Origin of the sequence: Aeribacillus sp. FSL k6-2211, assembly GCF_037966125.1 — a bacterium.
GTDB classification, from domain to species: domain Bacteria; phylum Bacillota; class Bacilli; order Bacillales; family Aeribacillaceae; genus Aeribacillus; species Aeribacillus composti.
Genome location: NZ_CP150190.1, coordinates 1,943,859 through 1,967,624, shown reverse-complemented (window position 1 = coordinate 1,967,624; position 23,766 = coordinate 1,943,859). Strand labels below are relative to the sequence as shown.

Below are 23,766 nucleotides of genomic sequence, written 5' to 3'. Positions count from 1 at the left end.
TCCATCCTTGGACCATTGATTCAATTGTTAGTGCGGCAATTTCCTGATGCTTTTCCTTAAGCAGTTGTTCAAGTATGTTTAAGCATTCATCACGACACTGTTTCGGATCGCCGCTTTTTGACCGATAAACGTAAGGAATTGGTGCCTTAAAACTTTCAAACATTAATGGCCCATATACTTGATGAGAAAGCTGGATGGAACCGACACTTATGGCGCCGACCGTATCCCCGTGATAGCCGTTTTGCATTGTAATATACTTTTGTTTCTCTGGCTTATCGATATTTTTCCAATATTGAAACGCCATCTTAAGTGCAATTTCCATCGCTTCAGCTCCGCTATCTGAATAAAAAAACACGCGTCAGCTTTTCAGGACTTATTTGAATGAGCTTTTCCGCAACCTCTGTTGCTGGAACATTTGTCATGCCTAACAATGTGGAGCGGCATTTTTTCGAGCTGTTTTTTAATTGCTTCGTCCAGTTCTTTTTTTACGATGACCATGTACGTTAGTCAAACGGAAGAAAAGCCGTCATATATTCTTTCCTTCAATATCTTTAACTTTCATTCCTTGGCCGCTTTCAATTATTAAAGGATGATCATCATCTGTGTAAAAGGTAGTCATAGATATTTTTTACTTTTTTCGATTAATTGTTGTTTCATTTCTCTACCTCCCAATGAATAAAGACTGGCTGTTTTTCTAAATAGTGAATATAGGCATTCAGATCTTTCCTGCAATCAACAAAAAAGATGCGGCAGCCGCGTTCATCTCCATATTCTTTTAGGTTTGTAATCCGTTGATACCCTAGCTTTTTACTTGCAACATAGCCAGTAGTATATTCAGGATCGTCTGACCAACATAGTTCAGCGATGGTAGCCGGATGCGCACACACCTTTGTGGCAATCACAAGTGCTTCCCTGATTCTTGTACTCTTGGGCACATGAAAGTAGTCTGCCCAAAGTTCAAAATTCGTCTTCATCCAATCAATTCTTGAAACACGCACTCCCTTTTCCTGCCTATCATCAATACGTTTTCCTGAATGAACATCAATTAATATAGCGCCTCTCATTCCTGAATATTTCATCCATTCTGTAAATGCTTTTTCAATAACCTGTCTTTCGATACCAACTTTCTCCAAAAGCAGCCTAGACAACTTTCGCCCTTTCTCTACTGTATCTGCCTCATTTGTGTCAATATGTAATGGTTGAATTCGTTTAATCGGTTCGTGAATAGATTCAAATTGAATTTGCATAAAATCAGGAGTACCTCTTGAGTGATGAAGTCCCTTTTCTAATAAAGCATTTACTGAATTTTTTAAATCACTATAGGTTGAAAGCAGTTCTCCACCAGATATATGTTTTCCGCCATGTTCATGAGGTCCATTCTTGGCAGCTCTCATTCTGACACTATAATACCTTTCCTCTTTCATTCGTTGGCCTCCAACCTCCGTCATTTGTTTTATGTCAATGATTTTCCGTCAAAATTTAATTTTTCAACCTACAATCTTTTGTTTTATGTTAACTTTTAAAATAAAATGGTTAACAATTAAATGATAAAATTGTTATCTATTAATGTCAATTGGTTAACTAAAATACGCACTCAAAATGGCAGCCAGTCTCGGGTGAAAGGAGCTTTTATTGAAGATAAGCGGTTAAGCTGAGTAGGAATGCTTTGCAAAATGTTTTTATCTTAAAAAATGCCGTCTAAAAGGATATGATTATTCCTCGCTTTTCTCATTCATTATCAGTTCAATGCCGATTTGAAAAAAATAATGTGGTCTTAGTTGAAATGGCTGGAGCATGTTATAATGAGAAAGAATAAAAATTTAGACCCATCTTATAGCTAAGATGATTTTACAAGCGTTGAAGGAATTAGCGGAGCAACTAAAAAATCATACGGGAAACAAGGCAGCGCTTTGAACAAATCGATTAACGTTTTAAATCAAACAAGTTGATCAACAGTTTGAACTAACAAAGCAGCAATTGACTGAAATTAATGAGCGGTTGAACCAAGTCGAAAAAAAGATTACCCAGATGGACAAACAACTCAATGATATAGCATCCGGTCTTTCTCTAAAAAATGACAAACCAACTGTTGCACAAACAACGGGTATTGTTGGCATTCAATTGAACAATTCAAGGATTCGTTCGTTATTCTATCAATCTAAATTATATGAACAGGAAAAAGCGGACTTTTAAAAAATCGATTCCAATTCAACTCGTAGTTAAAAAGAATCTAGTTCAGCAAATTGTTCTTCTGAAATGACCTGAAACCCGTTTCTCTTTAGTAAAGCAGCTGTTACCCCACTTCCAACCATTTTCTTTCCAGTAAATTCGCCGTTATAAATCATTGAACTGCCGCAGGACGGACTATTCTCTTTGAGAACTACTAATGTTGCTTTTATTTCTTTTGCTTTTTTTAAAGCCGCATAAGCGCCCTTTATGTAAAGCTCTGTCACATCGTTGCCTGACCGATCCACTACTTTCGCCTTTCCATCCAGTACATCCTCCCCGTTTCCACCGATGATCTCTGCAGGTTCTCTAGGAGTCGAAAATCCGCCTAATATTTCAGGACAAACCATTTCGGCTTTCTTCTCCTTAACTAATTTCCATATTTTATTATGTAAACAATGCGTCCCATTATACCTCACTTCTAACCCCGCTAAACAGGAGCTTACTAATATCATCAAATCACCTCTTTTGCAACTAATTTTCTTATGTTATACCTATTACAATTATAAATTGCTATATCGGAACAAATTTTTTGGCTAACGGCTTCACTAATGAAAATGACCCAATTATGATATCTTCTTCAGTTCTATTATATACCAAATGATGTTGTTTCGATATGTAACTTCAATATACGAGTCAGTCAAGACTTTGTGGGAACTTTTTTGATTCCTGAAAACAGGTGTAAGTCATAGGTTAGTTGAACCATTTTTTTGAATTTCATTCGTAAGCGCTTTCAGTATCTCATCCCTTGCCATGACAGACGAATATGTACACCTTTTTTTACCATCCCTTGAGTTCAGACAGGGCATGATAAATCGGTGTCCCGGACGATTGCTGTAAATATGGCTTGTTTCCGCGTGATCTCCGGCCAAAGACGGCGGACGCGTTGTTTCACCTTGTTCACGATCGTCTGTTTGGTGGATGCCGTCGACGCCGTTTCTTCAGCCGGCTGCGACGATTCTTCTCCTAAACGACGTCCGAAAAGAAGAATCCCATCCATCCGGGCGATCATCGCCTTGAAAAACGCTCCAAGTCCTTTATCTCCCCTGCTGCGACGGTATTTCACCCGATACGCCAGCTGGCTCATCACGCTTTCGGCACGTCCCGTCGGATACATGCCCGTGGGGTCGACTCCTTGCTCCTTCTACCATTCCCGGTAATCGCGGATGCATCCAGGCATCGATTCGATCCGGCGGATCAAGGCGGCCAGCTGTTGTTCTTTCGCTTCGTCCCCCAGCGTGCCGAGGACGCTGTTCAGTTCCACAAGCAGCCCCTCTTCATCCTGCTTCGCCAGCTTTTGCCGGAATCGCCTGCCACCGTGGATGGCCCGAGAGGCATTGGCGCAACTCACGCGCCACGTGGAATCGATCCAATTGGAAGCAGACCCGTCCTTTGAAATACTCCCGGCATGCGGTAATCCATGGAGCGCCGTCCCCGTTGATGACAAGAAGATCCCGACACGGATCATAGGCATATTCGTTCATCAAAAATTCCTCGAAGCCTTCCCACACCTCCCCCTTGCCCTCATGGACGTAATGGCGCTGATTCACGAATTCGATCCGTGAGCCGTTGCGCTTCCACCCTTCGTGAACGGTCAGGATTTTGTCTTCCTTGGCCCGTTTTCCCTTCCCTTGGCGAGAGACAAACAGTCCATCGGCCTCCACAAACAGCACCCGTCCATATCGCTGGTCAACCGGGCAGTGCAGCGGAACTTCAGCCTCGAGCACCAACTGGCGGATCGCCTCATGGCTCATCACCGGATACCCGACCATCTGGGCAAGCGTATGAGCCGCTTTGCGATAGGAAGAGCACTCCACAGCCAATCCCACCGCCGTTTCTTCTAGACAAGGGCTGATTGACTGCGATCCATCAAACGCTAAAAAGGAATCAAGCAAAAACGTGTAACGGTTTTGTTCTCGGTCTAAATAGTAGTTTCGCTCAAAGGTAACTTCGCCAAACAAGGTTTGAATCGTGGTGCGTCGTTTGTCTTTCAAGTGGTACCGGCGCTTGTCCCGGGTTTCCGCCAATTGTCGGTCGATGTCCTCCAACAGAGCCGTAAACAGCTCAGCGAAGGCGTTTTGCAGGGCTCGAAACAAATCAAGTTCGATCTCTTTCCATGTCAACGAATTTGTGGTAAGATGTTGTTGAATATTCATGGGACTCTCTCCTCCTGTTTGTGGTGTGGTCAATGAACATCTTACCAGGGAGAGAGTCCTTTTTTCATGTTTCCTGCTTGGGATCCTACCGCGCTTTGCTTGGTGGCCCCGATGAGGGGGATTGCGAACCTACGTTCCCAACCCCCTCATCGGGGAATTCTAAGAATTTCTCCCACAAACATTTTACTCACACAAGTTGAGTTATTTATATGTAGGAATTTCGAATCTAAAAAACTTTAACTCTTCAGGTTTAGGTTGGTACTCTCTATGGGTAGCAATTCTTGCTTTAGGATACAGCTATATAAACTTTATTAAACTGCAAGATATAAAATTCGGTATTATTTGGCTTATGTGCTCCATTCTATGGACATTATTTTACTTGCTGCTTGCACAAAAAAAGAACATTGCTATCTTTACTGGGTGGGTCGCGTTTATTCAAGCATGGATTACAGCAACTATTCCCCCCTTTCTTCTTCTCATTAATCAATGGGAGTTCGTAGGATAAAAAACTGCTTTCGTAGTAGCTATTTTAACAATTCTAGCTTTTATCGCTATCTATATATTCACAAAACCTTCTTCTGCCAAAAAAAAGCATTTCAGCCCTATAGTTGTTTAGCATTTGATTGTTTTCATTTGTAATAAAATAAATCAATAAGACTAATGAAACAGCATGAAGACGAATATTTAATTGGCTTGAACAATCATTGTGTTCTTGTGTTGGGGTTGTCCAGAAAGTCAAAATCCATTGAAAACGAAACATCATAAGCATTGATATATCAACGTTTCTAAAACATTAAAGGGGCGTCTATAAGCCGGAAAATCGACTTATTAGACAGCCCCAACACAAAGGGTTTATTTCGATGATGATGAAAAATTTAGATTCCTGATTTTGAAAAGCAATTTTATGCTTATTTAATACTTTTGTATTGTTCTACATAAAAATACCTTAATTCTCACAATTATCTTATTCTTTAATATTTCGAACACACAATGAATGATAAAACGGAAACATAATTTCAACACGTTTACCAGCTTTTTTACGTATGAATCCCTTCTACACTATCCATCGTCACATAGTCATGCCGACTAAAAGATGCAGATTTTATTAATGCTCGGGCATTTTTGATACTGCATTTAATCAATTCAAGGCACCCAATCCGTACTTGTCAGAACCATTTCATTCGAATAAAATTGAGGAAAGGAGATTTTTGAAAGGAGTCAAAAAATGGAACAAAAACTCGACTTAATTTTAGAAAAAGTGATGTCTATTGACAATGATCTTAAAAATGTGCATGATCGACTAGATTATATCGGGATGCGATTGGACCAGGTAGATGATCGATTAAATCGGGTTGAAAATCGGTTGGATCGAGTAGAAGCTCAGGTTGAAGAGCGATTAGATCAAGTAGAAACACGCTTAAATCATGTTGAAGAGCGATTGAATCGGATTGAACAGGAACAAAAATCAATTAAACAAGCTGTAATGGAAACAAACGAAGAAATGAAAAACCTCCAAGAAAGCTTCAAATCTGTTTACGAAATTATTGGCGAACATGATGTTTCCATCCGTACGTTACGAAAAAAAATTATGTAACCTACAACTACCTCAAAAAGTGATAACCTCACTTCTTTTTTTAACCCTGTGCTATTCCCTGGAAATACCATACACAAAGTAAAAATTTTTTTCCATTTTATTCAAAGTGCCTGTATTTAAACTTTTATTCTGACCTTTGAAAATAAATAAAAAAACGTGCCCAATCATACAGTTCTCTATTTGGCATATTGTGCTAATGAATAACTTAGGATTGCTAAGGCTGGTGAGCACGAGCATATTCAAAGCCGCCTCATCTTGATGTCTTCTCCATTTTTTCACTAAAAGGATGTAAAAAATATTGAATACTATAAACTACTAATCTAAACTGATAGTTGATGAGGTAGAAAGACTTCCCTATGTTTGACTGGAGTTGATTTGATATTGCTACTATGTATAAACGGAGAATGGAAGCAGCATTTGCTTTATCATCTATAGTTATGCTCATTGGTATTTCTGTTTTTTTCATCGATCGACCAGATTCTTTACAAAATTGGTTAAATCTTTCTTCAATAGGTATTGTAGGTCTTTTTTTGTTTTTTACCGGAGTTTCAAACCAGATTAAATATAACAAGGTGAAAGATATTCAAATTCATGAGTCAAAAGCTTCCCTCCTTGAGTTGGATCATTTAGTTTTCAGTAGCATTGCATTAAGTTAATTTTAATTTGTCAAGCCCAATTTTATGTTAAATTTCATCTTTTTGGATATAAAAAAACTCCTTATAATTAGGATTGGCAGTCCTATCCAAATCCTAAGAATAAGGAGAAACCATTATGGATAAGAATACCACAGAATCCACAATAAATGAACTATTTAAAGAGATCGATCCAATAACTTTTTCAAAACTAATTAATGTGATTGACGTTGACAAATACATTAAAAAATTAACAGCGTATAAGTTTTTACAACTTTGTATCATCGCTCAGATAAATGAATTGGAAAGCTTAACAAAATTGGCCAAACATTTGAAAGACAAGGAAGAGTTGCAGACATATCTGGAATTTGATGCAATTAGTACTTCGCAACTTTCTCGCAAATTAGGCCAATTATCCCCTCAACTGTTTGAAAAAGTATTTAAATATCTGGTCTTAAAGATCCAAGGGCAAATGAAAAATGCCCCGATCATCCGAAACATTGGTCGTCTTCTGGTCATTGATTCTACCACGATGAGCATGAGTTTGAGCCAATATCCATGGGCAACTTTTCGTAAGACAAAGGCTGGTGTTCGACTCCATTTAAAGGTTGTTGTAACGAAGGATATCACTGTTCCGGATCAAGGGATTATCTTACCCGCGAAACATGCCGATCGCACACAGATGGACGAACTCATTGAAATCGATCCAAATGCGATTTACTTGTTTGATCGAGGGTATGTCGATTACAAACAGTTCGACCGCTTATGCCGAGAAGGGGTGCGATTCATTACCCGGCTTAAAAAGAACGCAGAGATTGAAGTTTTATCGGAACGGATTCCCAATCCAGAACGTTTGATTTATAGGGATCAGATTGTCATTTTAGGAAATGACCGTAATCATACCAAAATGACTCATCCTCTCCGATTGATCGAAACGGTCGACAGCGAAGGGAATCCCGTGATCATCATAACCAATTGCTTTGATCTTTCTGCGGAAGAGATTGCAGATTTATACCGATATCGCTGGAAGATAGAGACCTTCTTTAAATGGATGAAACAGCACCTTAAGATAAAAAGATTTTATGGAAAAAGTCAAAATGCCGTTTACAATCAAATTTGGATCGCCCTAATCACCTATTGCTTACAGGCCATGCTCCAATTAAAAGTGAATCACGATGGTCCTTTATTAGAGATCAAGCGAACTTTACAGAATCTGCTTTTTAAAGGTTTTGACTGTTTTGTTCGCTCCCTTTTTAAAAAGCCAATTCGAACGTCCAACGGTCGGAAAAAATACCATTGGGAAAAAGATTTTGAAACCATCGTGTACCAATTTGAAGAAGGGGAGGTGGAACACCTAGACGATTTAGTTTATGATCCAATGTTTCTGTAATATATTACCAAATTGTGGAAATGGACTGCCGATTAAGACGTCATTGTCCTTTTAAGCTTGCTTAGAAAGATTGTATGTCTGAATATTCAGTTACATGAAATAACTGGAATTTTTATTGAGCTTGACAAACATTAAATTTTTTTATGCAACGCTACTGTTTAGTTTTAAAAAAAGATCTTGTTTTTTTTCCTCGTCTCCTACTGTGAGTGTTTTCCTTATTTTTTGGGTTAAATCACAAAATGTGGTGATGAATCTAAAAAATTAACGACTTATTTAAGTATCCACCTTTCCGATAGACTAAAACACCGCCAATCGTCTTAAAAAATACTTGGACGGCACTAATTCCCGATACTTCATGGGCGCTGAACGCAGCAAGGCCAAAAAGCGGGGGCAGGTAAAGAAGCATCGGATATTTAATAATGGAACCGCCAATCCCAACCATACCGGAAAGGAAGGAACCGATAAAGCCAATAAGAAACATTACGATAATAAAATTGAACGTTATTTCCATTGATATACTACTCCTTTGATGTTGTTGTTAAAATCGGGGTGCGTATATGCACCCCGCTAGTAAGTGAATTATCCTTTTTAATTCGAAAATGATCGATCATGTTCTTTTTTTCATCATCGTATGCCTATTGCTTGATGCCCAAGGCGATAAATGAATTTTCGTCCCAATGCAATGAACCATCGATTAATTCACAATAAGGGACAATTCAATATTGAGAAATTTCGCCTTTCATTTTCCAATTGCAAAATAGTTCGCATGTATACTATAAAAATGTTTTTTTGTTGTTTAAAGATTTTTTGTACCTTTATCATATATTTGTATATTGATAACCAACTGTTCAATCATTGTTCAAGCGATCCATTCCATTCTGACATACCGGGGACAATATTCCATACGTTTGAAAACCCTTTTTCTGCTAATTTCTGGGCTGCCAAACTACTGCGCGTTCCCGTGCGGCAGACGACATAAATGGTCTTATCTTGCGGGAGTTCCTTGATCCGTTCCTCCAATTCTCCAAGAGGAATTGACAAGGCACCAGGAATATGCCCAAATGCAAACTCTGCCGGTTCACGGACATCTAAAATGATAATTGACGGATCATTTATTTTGTCTGCTAATTCTTCATTGCGAATAACATGGGGGAATTTCGCTTCATTCTTTGCCTCGCTCTCACTTGCTCTACGAATATAGTGCTTTAATATCCCCTCTTCTTCAATTGTACCGAGATAGTGATGTCCAGTGCTTTCTGCCCATGCTTTCATATCCGCTTTCGATCCTTTGTCTGTTGCTTGTACCTCCAGTACTTGTCCAGGCTGCAACTTATGAATCGCTTTTTTCGCTTTGACAATCGGCAGCGGACAAGACAACCCTTTAGCGTCTATTGTCATATCTACTTGAATCATGACTTTCTCCTCCTTAAATGGGAACTATTCTACAGGATCTTCTTATTTATGCATCAATTTCCGCAACTTTCCGATAGTTTTCGGCTCGTCTGCTTTTTCCTTCAAACAGCAGGCGAGAGTATTTTCTTTTTCTGTATCTAGTTCATTCTCCGAAACTTGAACAGTCAGGGCGTAATATTTATGGAACTAGAAATTTTCCTAAATCGACTTCTTCTAGTTCATGAACATCAATAACATTGAATGTTTTCTTTTTATGGAACAACACCTCAAATTTCTCTAGCAGAATAGTTGTTTCATATCAACCTTTTTGACCAAGAGTTCATGCCGCCTTTTACATTGGTTACACGCTGAAATCCTAATTTCTTTAATAATTTGCTTGCTTTGGCGCTTTTCATTCCACTTTGACAAATCACAATGACTTCTTTATCTTTTGATAGTTCATGAACTCGTTTTGGAAGCTCGTGAAGCGGAATATTTTTAAAACCAGGAATATGGTTCGTATGAAACTCAATAGGTGTGCGTACGTCAATGTAATGAACATCTTTTTTTCGTAATTCCTTCTTTAATTGCACTACTGATATGATTCGCACTCCTTTTATGGGCAGAAACCGATTGACAACGAACCATATCACCAATAGAACTAGACCAATATTAATAATGGTTTGAACCATAAGCCCCACCTTAAATAAACAAATTGACATTTCCTTCAGAAGCATCTGCTAAATACGCAGCAACCCCTGCAAATTCGATGCCGTCTATTAATTCATCCTGTTGGAGTCCTAAAAGATCGACTGTCATTTGGCAAGCAACCAGCTTTATTCCTTGTTCCTTTGCCATATCGATTAATTGCGGCAGCGGCACAGCATTATGTTTTTTTATCACCCGCTTAATTAACTTCGCTCCTATTCCGCCAAAGTTCATCCGCGACAGTCCCATGCGGTCAGCACCACGCGGCATCATTTTCGCAAACATTTTTTCTAATAATCCTTTTTTCACCGGAACTGTCGAATCTTTACGCAATGCGTTAAGCCCCCAGAACGTATGAAAAATTGTAACCTCATGGTCATAGGCAGCAGCGCCGTTCGCGATAATATACGCTGCCATCGCCTTATCATAGTCACCGCTAAACAAGATGATCGTTGTTTTTTTCTTTTGCTCCGACACTTTGTTTCCACCTTCTTTCCAAAATACTCATAGGGGTATAAAGATAGCAAAAATTATCCCTTTTTGATCCAAAACGTAAAAACGCCATTTTCTTCTTTCATATTAACAACCGTATGTCCACTTGCCTTTGCCCAAGCGGTCAAATCGTTTTTGGAACCTTTATCCGTTGTATGCACCTCTAAAACTTGACCAGCTTCTAACTCATCAATTGCTTTTTTTGCTCTTACGACTGGCATTGGGCATGCAAAACCCTTTGCATCTAATACTTTATCTGCATTCATTGTAATGACCTCCTTTAATATTACCATTACCCCTATATGTATATTAATGGGGATAAAAAAATCTGTCAACTTTTCAAAGAAAAGTTGACAAATTTTTAACGACTTTTTACCAACAGCTCTACAGCTTCTTTTACTAGGTGTTCCGTTTTTTCCCCATTTTCTAAGCTTTCACGGATACATTGCTCTAAATTGGAACTTACAATAACGGCAATAGTGCGATCAATAGCGTTTCGTGCAGCAGAAAGTTGAGAAATCACGCTTTTGCAGTCCTTTTCTTGTTCCATCATACCAATAATCCCTTTTACTTGTCCTTCAATTCGTTTTAGGCGGTTTTTGATTTCTTTGCTGTATTCCATTTGGCATTTCTCCTTTCTTTGCAAGGACAATCGGCCATTGAATAGCTCTTCACTTTAAAACCGCGGCTGCGCAAAAAGCGAATGCCTAAATTTTTTCCTACTTCATCACTTGCAATCACATGGATTGGTTTATCAGGAATTTCATAAACATGCCGTTTTAAATAAGCAAACGGTATGTGAAAGGAATTCGCAATGGGATAATGATTTGTTTTTTCGTTGTAATCACGAAGATCTAGAATCGTTAAAGAATTTATACTTTCATCGCGGTAGTCAACACACGGAACTCCTCTTACTGGATAATACCGCCGATAGACAGATATTGATAACAAAATAAATAAAGCCAAAAGCAGTATTCCTTCCAATTCTTCTTTCCACCTCATTCATTGTTTTTATTTATGAACAATTATATACATGTATAAGTATATAATCAACCGATTTATTTTTCTAAACAAATTTTTGGAACAGAGGCATTGTCTTTACTTGTTAGTTATCAATATAGCTTTCCCTTTACTTAATTTAAAAAATATTTGCGGAGGGAGAAAAAGGAGACTCGGCATGAATGACTCAAGTCTCCCTTTTTAATCATTATCGGACTGCGCAACGGTTTGGACCGATTTCCATCTCGCGTTGCTGCTCTTCATCTGGATGAAGCTTTCCCATATTTGTTTGCCGAATTTCCTGATAAGCATTCGGCTGCGGAGGCAAGTTTTCCGTCACCGTTTTTCGAAACTCTTCTTCGCTCGCGATATTGAGACCATGATTTTTTGCGTACAACATACCTAATGTAGTACCAACACTACCATCGTCATTCATTTCACCCGGTACCATAAAATGTGCAGGCAAAACCAACAGGTCATCTGCTAATTGTTTATAGCGCTCATATAATGTCTTGCGCAAATCCCCCACCCAATCCTGCGCTTTTCCAGCCAAATCCGGACGACCGATCGAATCGATAAATAAAACATCTCCCGTTAGTAAATATTGGTCATCTATAATAAACGAAGTGCTGCCAATTGTATGTCCCGGTGAGTAAACAGCTTCGATCACTGCATGACCGACCTGAATGCGATCCTCATCTTGAATCGGTGCATAGGAAAAGGTCACTTCTGTCGCATCTTTTGGAGGCAAATAGTACGTCGCTCCCAATTGTTCAGCCAACTTGCGGCCGCCGGAAATATGGTCTGCGTGCAAATGGGTATCAATGACATATTTAATAGAAATCTCGCGTTCCTTCGCAAACTCAACGTATACATCTGTCATGCGATTTGTATCAATAAGCGCACCTTCTCCGTTTGATTCGATCAAATAGGACAGGCAGCCTTTCCCAAGACGGACAAATTGGTAAATGGCACCGCCGTTTTTCAGCTCGGCGATTTTGACTGGTTCTAAATGCTCGCTCCACGCTTTCATACCGCCTTCAATGGAATAAACATGTGAAAAACCTGCTTGTTCAAGCTGTTCGGCAACAAATAGCGATGATCCTCCTTTGGCACAGACCACATAAATTTCGTTTTCTTTCTCTTTAGGCAATTGCTCAAGAAATGGATCCACACCGTCAAGAACTTCAAAATAAGGAATATTTACAACTTGTACGTTCTTTCCTTCAATTCTCCAATCAGCATACTCCTCTTGATTGCGTACATCGACTATAAACAAGTCTTCCCCGCGGATGATTTTATTTGCAATTTCTTTTACCGTGATAGTTTTTACCGTCATATTCCCTTCTTCCTCCTATCGAATGTTGTAAATTTGATTTAAACTAATTATTTTACACATACATGTATGGGTATTTATGGTCTTAATATTACAAAACATTGCTCTAAAAGTCAACGCTTTTTAATTTAGATGCAATTACTTCCTCCAGTTCGCCGTATTGTTCTATAAACGATAATGGAGGGATTGAAGATGTTTGCTTAAAATAAACGTATGATTCGAACGAGATTAGGAAGGTCGAAAAATTGAAACGATCAATGAAGAAGACACCGATTTTACATATTCGTAATAGAATTCAAGCTTATCCCTTTTTATAAATAGGAGAATTAGGTTTTGTCGCTATGATAGGGATTATCTCGTTTCCACCGCCATCGATGCAGCATCGTTTTGCCATAATGGCGAACGGACGAGTTGCTGCAATCATCAACGCAACTTTTTTAACAAGCATTTCCAGCTTAGGACTCTATACTTATATTTCAACCATTTTGGATAACTTAAAAGACACCCTCACGCTTGCACATTATTGGTGGGCATGGGGCATTGGGGGTGTCATCGGGAGCTTTTCCGTTGGATATTTCATTGACCGGACGGCACGACCGAAAATGCTTATGGCCGGAATTATAGCCATAATGGCTTTAGCTATGATCTGCATACCATTTGCACTCTCTTTCCCGATGCGATCCTTTTTACCTTTTGTTCTATGGGGGGCGATGGGTTGGGCTTCGCAAGCCCCGCAACAACATGAACGGCTTCGTTACCAGCCTGAGCATGACGCTGCTGTTGTAGCTTTAAACAGTTCCGCTAATTATTTAGGAAGTGCAGTAGGTTCTTCTCTTGGAGGGATTGTATTGCTTGCAGGATTGGCTCCTTCCTCCCTTCCGTTTGCTGCCAGTTGTCTAGTTTTGGCGGCTTTACTAGTACAATGTTTGATTATGTTCAGTAAAAAAAATAGCGCATATCAGAACTTAAGAAATAAACTTATCTATGAAAAACAATTCTTTCTATAATTCGTATACCGAGAAGCATGACGCACACAGGCTCTCAAAGAGATTGTTTGGCTCGCGATGCTTGAAAACTCATAAATGGTATAACGAGAATCATATAATAATCATTTTCTCTAGAAAAATATAAATTCAAACAAACAGGGTGCCGCTATCGGCTTAACCAGAATAAATATGATACGTGAATTTATTGGCAGGCGGAACCTGAATCTCATCGTTCCACGAAATATATTGAGGAACTTATCGTGTTTTTGGGAAAGGTATTAATAACTGTTCATTTTGTTCGCCTGCAAGATTTCGGTTCCGTCTCTTATGATGTTTTGATTTAGTTGCGAAAAAACAATTTTTCTTATGTCTATTTAAACCATCCCCTTTCTTTAGATTGTTTAATCGCTTCGATCCGGTTCGTTACCTCAAGCTTATCCAAAATCGTTGAAATATAGTTTCGGACCGTTCCGGTTTTTAGTTTCAGTTCGTCCGCGATTTTTTTTGTGTTTTTTCCATCGGCAACGAGTTCTAATATTTCCTTCTCCCTTTCCGTGAGAGGATTTTCTTCACTGTAAACATCATCCATCAGCTCGGGTGCATAGATTCGCCGGCCTGCCATGATGCTGCGGATCGAACTTGCCAGCTCCTCACTCGGGCTGTCTTTCAATAAATAGCCGCTTACACGAGCTTTTAAGGCCCGTTGAAAATAACCGGCACGGGCAAACGTTGTTAAAATGATCACTTTACATTCCAGATCTTTCAGCTCTTCAGCTGCCTCAAGTCCACTTTTTTTGGGCATTTCGATATCCATGATGCAAACATCAGGCTGATATTGCTTCACAAGAGAAACAGCTTCTTCTCCGTTAGTCGCCTGCCCCACCACTTCCATATCCTCTTCCAGATTGAGCAATGTTCCTAAGGCGCCGAGCATCATACGCTGGTCTTCAGCTATGACAATTCGAATCATGATTTCAGTCCCTCCTTAACGGTCTGCTTTACTACATTCGGTATTTTCATGATTAATGTAGTCCCTTTTTCCGAATAAATATCCAGACTGCCGTTTACAAACTCCAAACGTTCTTTTATTCCGATCAGTCCATTTCCTTTTGCAAGATCCCGTTCCTCCTTAATGCCAATTCCGTCGTCTTGCACCGTCATACATATTTCGTTCCAAGATTGCTGAATGGCAATCCGGCAAGTGAAAGCTTTGCTATGCTTGACGACATTTGTTACTGCTTCTTTCAAACACATACTTAAAATGTTCTCAATAAACGGGGATACGTTTGATAGTGTGAATTCTTCTTCATTACTTACCAACTTGATTTCAGCAGCTTGGAGTAGTTGTTTTATATGTATGATTTCCTCTTTCAATCGAACCCCGCGCATTTGTGAAACTATTTTCCTTACTTCATTCAATGCAGTTCTGGCCGTTTGCTGAACGTCTTTTAATTCGCTGCGGGCTTGTTCAGGGTCTTTGTAAATTAATTTCCTTGCCAAATCACTTTTTAGACCGATGAGGGACAGCTTTTGGCCTAACGCATCATGAAGATCTCGGGCAATTCGTTGACGCTCCTCCTGTTTAACGAGCTCGGAAATTCTTTTGTTGGCGTCTTCGAGCTGTTCTTCAAGCTGCCCTTGCTTTTTTCGATTGTAAATATTGAATGGGAGAAGGATGACGCTAATCCAAATAATGATGACGAATGGCAATTGCTTTAAAAATAACTTTTCCTGCAGAACCACGTTATAGTTGATTGAGATGGTCGTTGCCGCTAAGTGAATGATGTACAATGTTAAAAAAGCAATTCGGTTTTTGATATGGCCGTTATAATAAGCGATATAAAAGGCAAAATAGATAAATTGAAAAAGAATCGTCATCGCGATGGAAATCCCAATCAAGATAGACGTCCACAAGTAGACGGGCCACTTTTTGGAAATAAAAGCTAAACGATATACAAAGAAAAAGATAATTGTCAGCACGATCCCTGCAATGATTTCCTTAGTGGAGGAAGATTGAAAAATAAAATAAAACGGCAAAATGCTAAAAACGCTCCATATATAAGGAGAAATTCCCGAGAATTTCTCTAAGATCATATACTTTTTTGTCATGGTCAAATCCTCTTAAATAAATTTGTTTTACATGTTATCTTATCATAAAAAGGTACACTGCGTCTTCAAAACTTTGCCGCTATTCTCTAAAGATTTTACAATTCAGGTTCAATATGGACTTTCGGCTTTTTTTCCTTCTTTTTCGATAAGTCTTTAAACCCGACAAACTTTTTCGCTTGCTCATCCCATAAGCGGAATCGGAGTGATTTTAAGCTTGTCGCTAGAGTGATGGTTGGTACATTCTGTAAAAGATACGTTTGATTGTGTGCCTCTTCCAGCTTATAATTGGGTATCCTTGGGCTCAAATGATGCACATGGTGAAATCCGATGTTTCCGGTAAACCATTGCAGCGGTTTCGGAAGCTTATAGAATGAACTCCCTTCAACAGCTGCCTTCACATACTCCCAGTTTTCATCTTCTTCAAAATAAGAATCTTCAAATGTGTGCTGTACGTAAAAAAGCCAAATGCCTAAAGTGCCTGAAATGAAAAAGATTGTGCCTTGAACGATAAGAAACGGCCCCCATCCGATCGTCCAACCAAGCAGCCCAACTAAGGCAACGATTGATATGTTTGTTATATATGTGTTGATGCGTTCCTTTAACCTCGCATTTTTTCTGTTAAACCGATTTTTAATAAGGAAAACGTAAATCGGTCCTAGCCCAAACATCACGAACGGATTTCGATACATCCTGTAGGCGAATTTAGTTAAAGGCGGTGCTGACAAATATTCATCAACTGTCAAAACCCATATATCCCCTGTTCCGCGCTTATCTAAATTTGAGCTGGTTGCGTGGTGGACTGAATGGTTGTGCTGCCATTTGCTGTACGGAAACAACGTTAAAATACCAGCTATTGTTCCAAAAATTTTATTGGCAAGGCGGTTTTTAAAAAAGGAATAGTGACAGCAATCATGGAAAATGATGAAAAGTCGAACTAAAAATCCAGCTGCGATCATGCAAATAGCGAAAGTAAGAACATAAGAAATGGATAAGCTTTGATAAGCTAAAAACCATAACAGAAAAAACGGCACAGTTGTATTGACTAACTGCCAAACACTATTCATAGTGTGAGGTTTTTCATAAGGAGCCATTTGCTTTCTCAAATTTTTTTGCATTTGTTTCGTCATTTTTTGATTCCCTTCTTTATTTGATATTTCTAATCATATAAGAGGGAAATCGATCTGTGAAGTCATATATGTCATATTCAGAATATGATAAATGTCATATATCGTTTTCTATCATATTCGTAATTGCTGACGGACATTCAAATTTTGGGAAAATGTTTTTTAACAAAACACATCTTGTAACAAGGTATTTTGCAAAGGATGGGCCAACAAGCAAGAGACGAAAAGCAAATTGTGATGATAACGGCATTTGCGGAACTTTGTGGATATTTTCTGAAGAGACTTTTGCAACGAGGAAAAGGCCGGACATTGAGTTTGAATGAAAACTTGAAGTATTCTCCATTTCATGTCTACTCGACATAATGCCGTTAGTTAACGGGTTCTTTTTAAAAGCTCCTTAAAAAATATGAAACCACAGAACTCTTCAATGAATTTCTGTGGTTTTTTACAGTAATAGGAGCATTTCCCTTCCATCTTTAGGAAGTTGTGAGCCTTGCCGTTTTAGATAAAACACAATATCGCTTTTTCCAGAATCTTAGCGAAAAACGGCTGAAGCACCGATGCCTTTAATATAACTGAACACTCCTTCTGCCTAGACTTTGAGTTTGTTCCCTTTGTCTCACATAAGGCCCTTTTTATTTCTTTATAAAAGGGATTATAGCGTAAATGGGGTTGTCCATTGCATTTGTAATAGCCAGCCCAAACAATTGAACAATTTTCAAATTCATGAAGTCACTCGTATTTACGTGTGAATAAGTGCATATTAGGCATTTTTCACGATCCATCTCCTGTCATTCGATCAAAACGTACATAACTATTTACTAAATGAACAGTACCACCATTTCTTGGCTTTTAGTCATATGCTTTATGTAATTTCATTTATTAGAATAATACGTTCTGTATTATCATCTTGTTGAAAGTAGTGATTTAAATTGACAGTTAAAAATATTCATGGATGCATACTCTAGTTTATTTTAATTATTTTGTAGATATATCTTTTTTCATCCAATATTTATAAAATTCACTGTTATGTAAAAAATGAAGAATTTCATCAGCTGTTAATCCGAGTTTTTTAGCTTCTAATATAAGCTCAACCCATTCTATATCCAATATTTGTTGTTCTTCCAATTCTTTATTGTTCATGTTTCCATCCTCCTTTCCATCTGTCACTGAAAACACAATACATTGATTTCTTGAAATTGTCATATATCAAAAGTTATAGATGGGCAAATTTCGCAAAAAAAAATGAGCCACTTTTGCTCATTTCTTACAACAAGTTTAACTCCTTTGCTTGGACCACTGCTTTTGTTCTGCGATTTACTTGCAATTTGCTGAAAATATTGTTTAAGTGGACTTTTACCGTTCCGACAGCCAAACCAAGTCTTTCTGCAATTTCTTTATTCGTTAAGCCGATTGAAACAAGGTTTAACACTTCCAATTCGCGTTCTGTCAACGGATCAACCAACTCATTCTTGATCGTCTCTGCTTTTTTCTCGACTGCGATTTTTGTTTCTTTTCCAAATGAATACAGCAGTTCAAGTACATAGACAGCCTGTGATGCGATGGTTGTCAACACTTCCATATTCTCGGATTCAAAGGCGTTTTTTAACTGATTATTTTCTAAATAAAAGATCCCCTTGACCGTTTTTTGTTGGACGACAGGAAAACATAACACTGACCTGACTTTGTTTTTTTGAATATAGTGATCTTTTGAAAAAGTAAAATCATTTACTGCATCCTGGAGCTTTATCGTTTCTTTTATACGGTGCACATACTGGATAACAGAAATCGGAATGTTTTCGCCAACGTTTTGATCCATTTCGTTTGTTTCGCCATGTGTGGAAATGACTTTTTCAATCGAAAAAACGGTTTCTTTTCCATTTGGCCTGATGAAGCATACCTTTTCAGCCCCTTTAAATCTGGCAATGAGCATTAATAATTTCCCGAGCAATTGCTCTAAGTTCATGTCCTCAGACAAAGAGGCTGCTGCTTGAATGATGGCGGACAAGCCCCGTTCCTCACCTTTTGTTCGTTTGGTCCCTTCCCACGTTATCATGCTTTTATGATCGTTTTTTGTTTGATTTGTTTCCTCAATCAAAGTAAATTCAGGATAATCGTGCTGCAGCTGTTCCGCTTTGTTGTGCGCCCCCCACAGCCGATAACATCGATGCGCTTCACGTAAGTATGTTTGCGCAATGCGATGCATGCCTTTTTTGGCATAGAAGTCCCCTGCCAATTCATTAGCGAGTGCTTCAATCTGAATGTCAGAAGAAGTTTTTGCGGAATGAATTGCCTCATCATACCATTTCATAGCTTCTGTCTCTTTTTTTTGCAATCTGTCCCATTCCGCCAAAAGTAATTGCTGTTTATGTCGAAAATTGTCAGGGCAATGCTCAGACCATTTTTTAAATTGATTCAAAGCCCGTTTCAGCTGTTTTTTAACTATTTTCATGTTTTTCCTGTCTTTCTGTTCGCAACGCCTGATTAACAATAAACTATGATAAAAGTAAAATTCAGGCGAAATGATGAGCAACAGTGATTTTTTGACAAGTTTTTCAAGACGGACCGCCAGTTGATATGCCAGCTCATCTTCTTTTAACAAAAATGCGATTTTCAATTGAATGGTATCATAAACGATAACCGATGATTCATCTAGATTTTCTCTTTCTTCATACATAGTAAATTTCGCATTAAGATGAACGAGACATTGCAGCCAAGATTTCACCGCTTTTAAAAACTTAATGGAATGTTCCAATTTAATTTGCAAGACAAACTCTAGCTGCTTCTCAATTTCTACTAACAACTGATTGAGCGGTTCCCCCTTAATCAACATTGTAATGATCAGAAATGAGCTCGATTCCCCGGCCAGATGAAGGTTGCCGGATTCAACGCAATGTTTTTGTGAACGTTTAATATAAAAAAGATTGTCCTCCATCGTTTTTTTCCAGTGGTTCACAAATGTGCCAAAAACGAAATCGACCCGCCCCATTAGGTGTTTTGATTGAAATCGGGTAGCTGTGTGTAAAGCAAGCTGTCCAAATTGAAAGCTTCCCTCATAATCTTGAAACCCGGCGCTTAAAAATAATGCATAATTGTTGTAAGCAAGAGCGGACACATCAGTCATTCCATGTCGTAATGTAAGCCGGAGCGCCCGAAGCATGAGAATGCTGACTAGATATTGATCATACTGGTAGCTGGCTCTGTTCAAATTAATTAAAATCTCCATTAGTAAACGTTTGTTCCTATCTGTCATCGTCGGCAAAGCGGTGAGATCAGCAGCCGAACGTCCTCTAAGCGCTGTTTTTGTTAAAATCATCTCGAGCAGCACTTTAAACTTGCCCGGATGCTGCGGGAGCTTCCATCCGAACAATCGAAGGCCTTTTAACCCTGCCTCAACCGCTTTTTCAAACTGCTGTTGATGAGAAAACAGCAAAGATTTCATATTGTAGACTTTTAATTGATCTTCCTTTGTTTTGGCATATGTTAACATTTCGTTAAATGTCCTTTCCGAATCCCGAAAAAGTCCATTTAAATATTCGCTTTCCCCTTTGCCTAAAAAAAGCTTGTAACTTAATTCATAACAGGATTCCCAATAATTTTCGGGTAGCAATTCAATCCCTGTTTGAAAATAATTCAATGCTTGATCAAATAACGCTGCGTTTTTCGCTTTTTCACCCGCCGACCAATTGAGCTCAGCCAAATCTGCTTTTCTTTCGGGATGTTGAATGAACCTCCGGCCCAAGTTAAGATGGTTGATCATTTCAAAAAACTTTTCATGTTCTTCTTTACTTGTTCTTTTGAAGAGGAATTGACCTGCTTTATAATGAATTTCTTGTTTTTTCCTTTGATCAAGCAATGAATAGGCAGCTTGCTGGACACGGTCATGAATGAACTGATACCTTCCTTGATCTGAAACCTGGATTATCATCCCTTCCTGGACTGCTTCGGACAATGCGTCGGTCATTTTCTCCGTATTGATTCCATCATGAAGAAAAGACAAAAACTGAAAATCGAAGCGATGTCCAAGACAGGAAGCTGTCAAGATAAGTTTTCGGGTTAACGGCGACAGTTTTTCAATTTTGCTGACAATGAATCCGATCATTTCATCGTATTCGGGCTGCTCCTTCACTTTGTTGAGATTCCATTCCCATTTTCCTCTTTTTAAGTTGCACCATAGAAACTTTTCATCGTATATTGTTTGGAAAAGCTGTTTAAAAAATAATGGGTTTCCCGCTGTTTTCTCATATAGTACAATGGCAAGCTCGCGAACATCGTCCGGGCTGCATCCCAACGTTTCCGCAATGATTTGGTTAATATGATCAACATTCAGCATGCCGAGTGGAAATTCCCTAATATTTTCTTTGCTTCTTTTCATTTCTTTTAATTTCGTTAAGAAAGGATGTCCTTCTTTCATTTCATCATCGCGATAAGCCCCAATGATGAGCAAACTTTCAAACTCTGGATCGTTCAGTATGGATTGCAGCAATTCTAGCGATGCTGTATCACACCATTGAAGATCATCTAAAAAGAATAACAATGGATGGCTTTTTTTCGCAAATGTTTGCATAAAACGCCTGAATGCCCAATGAAAACGAAGCTTCGATTGGGAAGAAGGCAATAAAGGTACAGCGTCTTGTTTGCCGATCAACAGTTCCAGTTCAGGAATGACCTCCGTGATAACCGCCGCTCCTGAACCTAAATGTTCAAGAAGCTCTCTTTTCCAACGTTGAAGTTCTTCTCTGCTTTCCGCCAATAATTGATTAATCAGCTGACGAAATCCGCGAATAAACGGTTCATATGGAATATCCCGCTGAAATTGATCAAATTTTGCGGAAACAAAATAACCATTTTCTTTTGCGCATAACTTTTCAATTTCATTCACAAGCGCTGTTTTTCCTGTTCCGGCGCTTCCTGAAATAAGCACCATTTTCGTCAAACCAAATCGAACCATTTTCAGTTCTTCCATTAAGCTTTGTATTTCTTTCTCCCTTCCGTATAACTTGCTTGTAATTTGAAATTGTGAAGAAAAGTCGTATCGGGCAATCTGAAATGATTGGACTGTTCCGTTTTGTTCCAGCATCTTTAAGCAATGGAAAATATCTTCTTTCAGTCCGAAAACCGACTGATAACGATCTTCAGGTGCTTTTGTAAGCATTTTCAAAACGATGTCGGAAACCACATTCGGCACATCTTGACGTCTTTCAGACGGATGAATGACCTTTTTTGTCATATGAGCATGCATCCATTCAAAATCAGAGTCAACGTCAAAAGGCAGACGGCCAGTTAATAGTTTATAGAAAATGACACCAAGCGAATAAATATCGCTGAGATGGCTGGAGGATGGATTGATTTGTGCGCTCTGTTCCGGCGAATGATAAATATCGTAAATTTCATCATCCTCTTCGGCTCCTCCAATATCAAAAAATTGCACATCTAGTTTTTCAGGATGAATGAAAATGTGAGCTGGACTTAGTATAGTGATGGAAATGTTTTGTTCGTGAAGGACGATTAATTTTTCTGCAAGTTGTAAAGAAATTTGAAGAAATTCGCTAATTCGTGGACGATGAATTTTGATATATTCTTTTAATAACATTCCCCCAGGATCTCGGTAAACAAGTGCATACGTGTTCCCCAATTGCTCAACTTCTATAGGCGTCACAATTTCCTTCATCTTCAGCTGCGAGTAGAAGTCATATTGGTGCAAAAAAGATGCATGATCAATTATCGATGGGGATTGTGATGTTAAAACTTTCAGCAAAACGCATTGATGATCACGATCGCGTATCCCCCGATAAACAGAAGCTTTTTTTCCTTTTCTCAGCAATGATATATAACTGTAGCCTGAAATATCTGACATTGACTTTTTCCCTCTTGGCAAATGCCGTAATATTTCGTTTTCCTTCTCCATACAGACAGGCACATCCTTTCATAAAAAAATTTCTCTTCCAGTATTCGCAAAATTTTCCGAAAACCCTTCTTTTTTCATTGAAAGAAGCGGTATTTCGTCTATAACTGCAACTTTTCCCTTCAATATTCTCGTATATAAGATGACATATGAAAAGAGGAATGATTCTGCTTGAATACAAATGGAGTTCGGTGTTTTTCAGGAAAACTGAAGAAAAATTATGAGGAAATAATCAGGATTTACTAAATAATGGGTGGCGGTTACAGACATTTGCACCGTTCTCTTCCGGCGCCTTTGTGCAGCCGCAATCCATTCAGATTATTTTTAAAAAAGTTCTGAAGAAATCATACACGTATGACAAAGAAGCAAAGCTTTTATCTTTTGGAATTTTCTTTGTAACGATGATGGGAGAAGCTGTTTCTTTTCCAAATACAACTCATCCCCCGCTTATTTGTGGAGCTGCTAAAAAAAGGGTCTTATTGTCTTTACAATATCGCTTCCGTTTAGTTTTACAAATGTTCGTTAATTCATATAAAACGCTTGGCGCCGTTTCGAAATCTCCATTACTTCTGAGATGACGGTGTTTAAAATGATGTAAAAAGTCTTGTAGAAAAAAATTACAGGACACTTACTCGGTCTAAAAGTACATTCGAGCCATTTTTCCGATTTTCAAATTCATTTCCTCAACTTTCTAATTCATTCCAAATGATAAATAAT

20 protein-coding genes and 3 pseudogenes are annotated in these 23,766 nt (G+C 38.6%); 6 read left to right on the top strand and 17 right to left on the bottom strand.

Translation table 11 applies throughout. The features are described 5' to 3' along the window. Positions 1–4: 4 nt before the first annotated feature. Both NSU19_RS09515 and bioW read right to left on the bottom strand, forming a co-directional pair. A pseudogene (locus NSU19_RS09515) lies at positions 5–657 on the bottom strand (aminotransferase class III-fold pyridoxal phosphate-dependent enzyme); the annotation flags it as partial. Further along, positions 654–1,424 carry a 6-carboxyhexanoate--CoA ligase gene (bioW, locus tag NSU19_RS09510; RefSeq protein ID WP_339199885.1) on the bottom strand — a complete coding sequence of 257 codons (771 nt, stop codon included), beginning with the start codon at positions 1,422–1,424 and terminating at the stop codon, positions 654–656. The gene bioW and the pseudogene NSU19_RS09515, both read right to left, overlap by 4 nt. Before the next feature lie 553 nt (positions 1,425–1,977). Between bioW and NSU19_RS09505 the strand changes: the two genes are divergently transcribed. Beyond that, positions 1,978–2,193 (top strand): hypothetical protein, encoded by a 216-nt coding sequence (locus NSU19_RS09505; RefSeq protein WP_327848095.1) that lies wholly within the window; start codon positions 1,978–1,980, stop codon positions 2,191–2,193. 26 nt (positions 2,194–2,219) lie between these two features. On the opposite strand, the gene NSU19_RS09500 is transcribed toward NSU19_RS09505, so the two are convergent. Both NSU19_RS09500 and NSU19_RS09495 read right to left on the bottom strand, forming a co-directional pair. Further along, on the bottom strand, positions 2,220–2,681 hold the full coding sequence (locus NSU19_RS09500) for a DUF523 domain-containing protein (protein WP_144598017.1): 462 nt from the start codon (positions 2,679–2,681) through the stop codon (positions 2,220–2,222). A gap of 325 nt (positions 2,682–3,006) precedes the next feature. Then, positions 3,007–4,382: pseudogene (locus tag NSU19_RS09495) on the bottom strand (ISLre2 family transposase). A gap of 196 nt (positions 4,383–4,578) precedes the next feature. Between NSU19_RS09495 and NSU19_RS09490 the strand changes: the two are divergent. The 4 genes from NSU19_RS09490 (at position 4,579) to NSU19_RS09475 (ending at position 7,998) form a co-directional block, all read left to right on the top strand. Continuing rightward, positions 4,579–4,887, top strand: coding sequence for an AmiS/UreI family transporter (locus tag NSU19_RS09490; RefSeq protein WP_339199884.1), 309 nt, complete (start codon positions 4,579–4,581; stop codon positions 4,885–4,887). Positions 4,888–5,607: 720 nt separating this feature from the next. Then, positions 5,608–5,976: a hypothetical protein gene (locus tag NSU19_RS09485; RefSeq protein WP_339199883.1), complete on the top strand. Its 369-nt coding sequence runs from the start codon at positions 5,608–5,610 to the stop codon at positions 5,974–5,976. Positions 5,977–6,380: 404 nt separating this feature from the next. Then, positions 6,381–6,632: a hypothetical protein gene (locus NSU19_RS09480; RefSeq protein ID WP_339199882.1), complete on the top strand. Its 252-nt coding sequence runs from the start codon at positions 6,381–6,383 to the stop codon at positions 6,630–6,632. Between the two features lie 115 nt (positions 6,633–6,747). Beyond that, the gene (locus tag NSU19_RS09475; RefSeq protein WP_339197272.1) at positions 6,748–7,998 is read left to right on the top strand and encodes an IS4 family transposase; all 1,251 of its coding nucleotides are present in this window, start codon (positions 6,748–6,750) and stop codon (positions 7,996–7,998) included. Between the two features lie 259 nt (positions 7,999–8,257). On the opposite strand, the pseudogene NSU19_RS09470 reads toward NSU19_RS09475, so the two are convergent. The 8 genes and pseudogenes from NSU19_RS09470 to NSU19_RS09435 form a co-directional block, all read right to left on the bottom strand. Further along, a pseudogene (locus tag NSU19_RS09470) lies at positions 8,258–8,509 on the bottom strand (TSUP family transporter); the annotation flags it as partial. 341 nt (positions 8,510–8,850) lie between these two features. Continuing rightward, positions 8,851–9,411 carry a sulfurtransferase TusA family protein gene (locus NSU19_RS09465; protein ID WP_327873931.1) on the bottom strand — a complete coding sequence of 187 codons (561 nt, stop codon included), beginning with the start codon at positions 9,409–9,411 and terminating at the stop codon, positions 8,851–8,853. Between the two features lie 293 nt (positions 9,412–9,704). Continuing rightward, on the bottom strand, positions 9,705–10,082 hold the full coding sequence (locus NSU19_RS09460; RefSeq protein WP_339199881.1) for a rhodanese-like domain-containing protein: 378 nt from the start codon (positions 10,080–10,082) through the stop codon (positions 9,705–9,707). A gap of 10 nt (positions 10,083–10,092) precedes the next feature. Then, positions 10,093–10,575: a DsrE/DsrF/DrsH-like family protein gene (locus NSU19_RS09455; protein ID WP_066246720.1), complete on the bottom strand. Its 483-nt coding sequence runs from the start codon at positions 10,573–10,575 to the stop codon at positions 10,093–10,095. A gap of 53 nt (positions 10,576–10,628) precedes the next feature. Beyond that, the gene (locus NSU19_RS09450) at positions 10,629–10,856 is read right to left on the bottom strand and encodes a sulfurtransferase TusA family protein (protein ID WP_066246718.1); all 228 of its coding nucleotides are present in this window, start codon (positions 10,854–10,856) and stop codon (positions 10,629–10,631) included. Positions 10,857–10,951: 95 nt separating this feature from the next. Beyond that, positions 10,952–11,212: a metal-sensitive transcriptional regulator gene (locus NSU19_RS09445; protein ID WP_063389517.1), complete on the bottom strand. Its 261-nt coding sequence runs from the start codon at positions 11,210–11,212 to the stop codon at positions 10,952–10,954. After that, the gene (locus tag NSU19_RS09440; RefSeq protein ID WP_240326745.1) at positions 11,179–11,574 is read right to left on the bottom strand and encodes a sulfurtransferase; all 396 of its coding nucleotides are present in this window, start codon (positions 11,572–11,574) and stop codon (positions 11,179–11,181) included. Before NSU19_RS09440 ends, NSU19_RS09445 begins: the two co-directional genes overlap by 34 nt. Before the next feature lie 223 nt (positions 11,575–11,797). Next, positions 11,798–12,928, bottom strand: a complete 1,131-nt coding sequence (locus NSU19_RS09435) for an MBL fold metallo-hydrolase (protein WP_339199880.1) — start codon at positions 12,926–12,928, stop codon at positions 11,798–11,800. A 338-nt stretch (positions 12,929–13,266) separates the two neighbouring features. Here NSU19_RS09435 and NSU19_RS09430 point away from each other — a divergent pair, with 338 nt between their 5' ends. After that, complete coding sequence (locus NSU19_RS09430; RefSeq protein ID WP_339199879.1) at positions 13,267–13,932, top strand: hypothetical protein; 666 nt, start codon at positions 13,267–13,269, stop codon at positions 13,930–13,932. A gap of 349 nt (positions 13,933–14,281) precedes the next feature. Here the strand turns inward: NSU19_RS09430 and NSU19_RS09425 are convergent, their stop codons facing one another. The 5 genes from NSU19_RS09425 to NSU19_RS09405 form a co-directional block, all read right to left on the bottom strand. After that, the gene (locus NSU19_RS09425) at positions 14,282–14,881 is read right to left on the bottom strand and encodes a response regulator transcription factor (RefSeq protein WP_339199877.1); all 600 of its coding nucleotides are present in this window, start codon (positions 14,879–14,881) and stop codon (positions 14,282–14,284) included. Beyond that, entirely contained in the window at positions 14,878–16,020 is a 1,143-nt protein-coding gene (locus NSU19_RS09420; protein ID WP_339199875.1) for a sensor histidine kinase, read from the bottom strand. The genes NSU19_RS09425 and NSU19_RS09420 overlap by 4 nt, the downstream gene beginning before the upstream one ends. A 95-nt stretch (positions 16,021–16,115) precedes the next feature. After that, complete coding sequence (locus NSU19_RS09415; protein ID WP_339195571.1) at positions 16,116–17,147, bottom strand: fatty acid desaturase; 1,032 nt, start codon at positions 17,145–17,147, stop codon at positions 16,116–16,118. Positions 17,148–18,122: 975 nt separating this feature from the next. Beyond that, positions 18,123–18,287 (bottom strand): anti-repressor SinI family protein, encoded by a 165-nt coding sequence (locus NSU19_RS09410; protein WP_242009324.1) that lies wholly within the window; start codon positions 18,285–18,287, stop codon positions 18,123–18,125. A 124-nt stretch (positions 18,288–18,411) separates the two neighbouring features. Continuing rightward, positions 18,412–23,052 (bottom strand): AAA family ATPase, encoded by a 4,641-nt coding sequence (locus NSU19_RS09405; RefSeq protein WP_339199874.1) that lies wholly within the window; start codon positions 23,050–23,052, stop codon positions 18,412–18,414. Between the last annotated feature and the right edge of the window lie 714 nt (positions 23,053–23,766).

What these genes read in the sequence shown, in the direction of transcription:
- bioW (WP_339199885.1), bottom strand. Translation starts at nt 1,424, where the DNA reads ATGAAAGAGGAAAGGTATTATAGTGTCAGAATGAGAGCTGCCAAGAAT.
- NSU19_RS09500 (WP_144598017.1), bottom strand. Translation starts at nt 2,681, where the DNA reads ATGATATTAGTAAGCTCCTGTTTAGCGGGGTTAGAAGTGAGGTATAAT.
- NSU19_RS09485 (WP_339199883.1), top strand. Translation starts at nt 5,608, where the DNA reads ATGGAACAAAAACTCGACTTAATTTTAGAAAAAGTGATGTCTATTGAC.
- NSU19_RS09480 (WP_339199882.1), top strand. Translation starts at nt 6,381, where the DNA reads ATGGAAGCAGCATTTGCTTTATCATCTATAGTTATGCTCATTGGTATT.
- NSU19_RS09475 (WP_339197272.1), top strand. Translation starts at nt 6,748, where the DNA reads ATGGATAAGAATACCACAGAATCCACAATAAATGAACTATTTAAAGAG.
- NSU19_RS09465 (WP_327873931.1), bottom strand. Translation starts at nt 9,411, where the DNA reads ATGATTCAAGTAGATATGACAATAGACGCTAAAGGGTTGTCTTGTCCG.
- NSU19_RS09460 (WP_339199881.1), bottom strand. Translation starts at nt 10,082, where the DNA reads ATGGTTCAAACCATTATTAATATTGGTCTAGTTCTATTGGTGATATGG.
- NSU19_RS09450 (WP_066246718.1), bottom strand. Translation starts at nt 10,856, where the DNA reads ATGAATGCAGATAAAGTATTAGATGCAAAGGGTTTTGCATGCCCAATG.
- NSU19_RS09445 (WP_063389517.1), bottom strand. Translation starts at nt 11,212, where the DNA reads ATGGAATACAGCAAAGAAATCAAAAACCGCCTAAAACGAATTGAAGGA.
- NSU19_RS09435 (WP_339199880.1), bottom strand. Translation starts at nt 12,928, where the DNA reads ATGACGGTAAAAACTATCACGGTAAAAGAAATTGCAAATAAAATCATC.
- NSU19_RS09430 (WP_339199879.1), top strand. Translation starts at nt 13,267, where the DNA reads ATGATAGGGATTATCTCGTTTCCACCGCCATCGATGCAGCATCGTTTT.
- NSU19_RS09425 (WP_339199877.1), bottom strand. Translation starts at nt 14,881, where the DNA reads ATGATTCGAATTGTCATAGCTGAAGACCAGCGTATGATGCTCGGCGCC.
- NSU19_RS09420 (WP_339199875.1), bottom strand. Translation starts at nt 16,020, where the DNA reads ATGACAAAAAAGTATATGATCTTAGAGAAATTCTCGGGAATTTCTCCT.
- NSU19_RS09415 (WP_339195571.1), bottom strand. Translation starts at nt 17,147, where the DNA reads ATGACGAAACAAATGCAAAAAAATTTGAGAAAGCAAATGGCTCCTTAT.
- NSU19_RS09410 (WP_242009324.1), bottom strand. Translation starts at nt 18,287, where the DNA reads ATGAACAATAAAGAATTGGAAGAACAACAAATATTGGATATAGAATGG.
- NSU19_RS09405 (WP_339199874.1), bottom strand. Translation starts at nt 23,052, where the DNA reads ATGGAGAAGGAAAACGAAATATTACGGCATTTGCCAAGAGGGAAAAAG.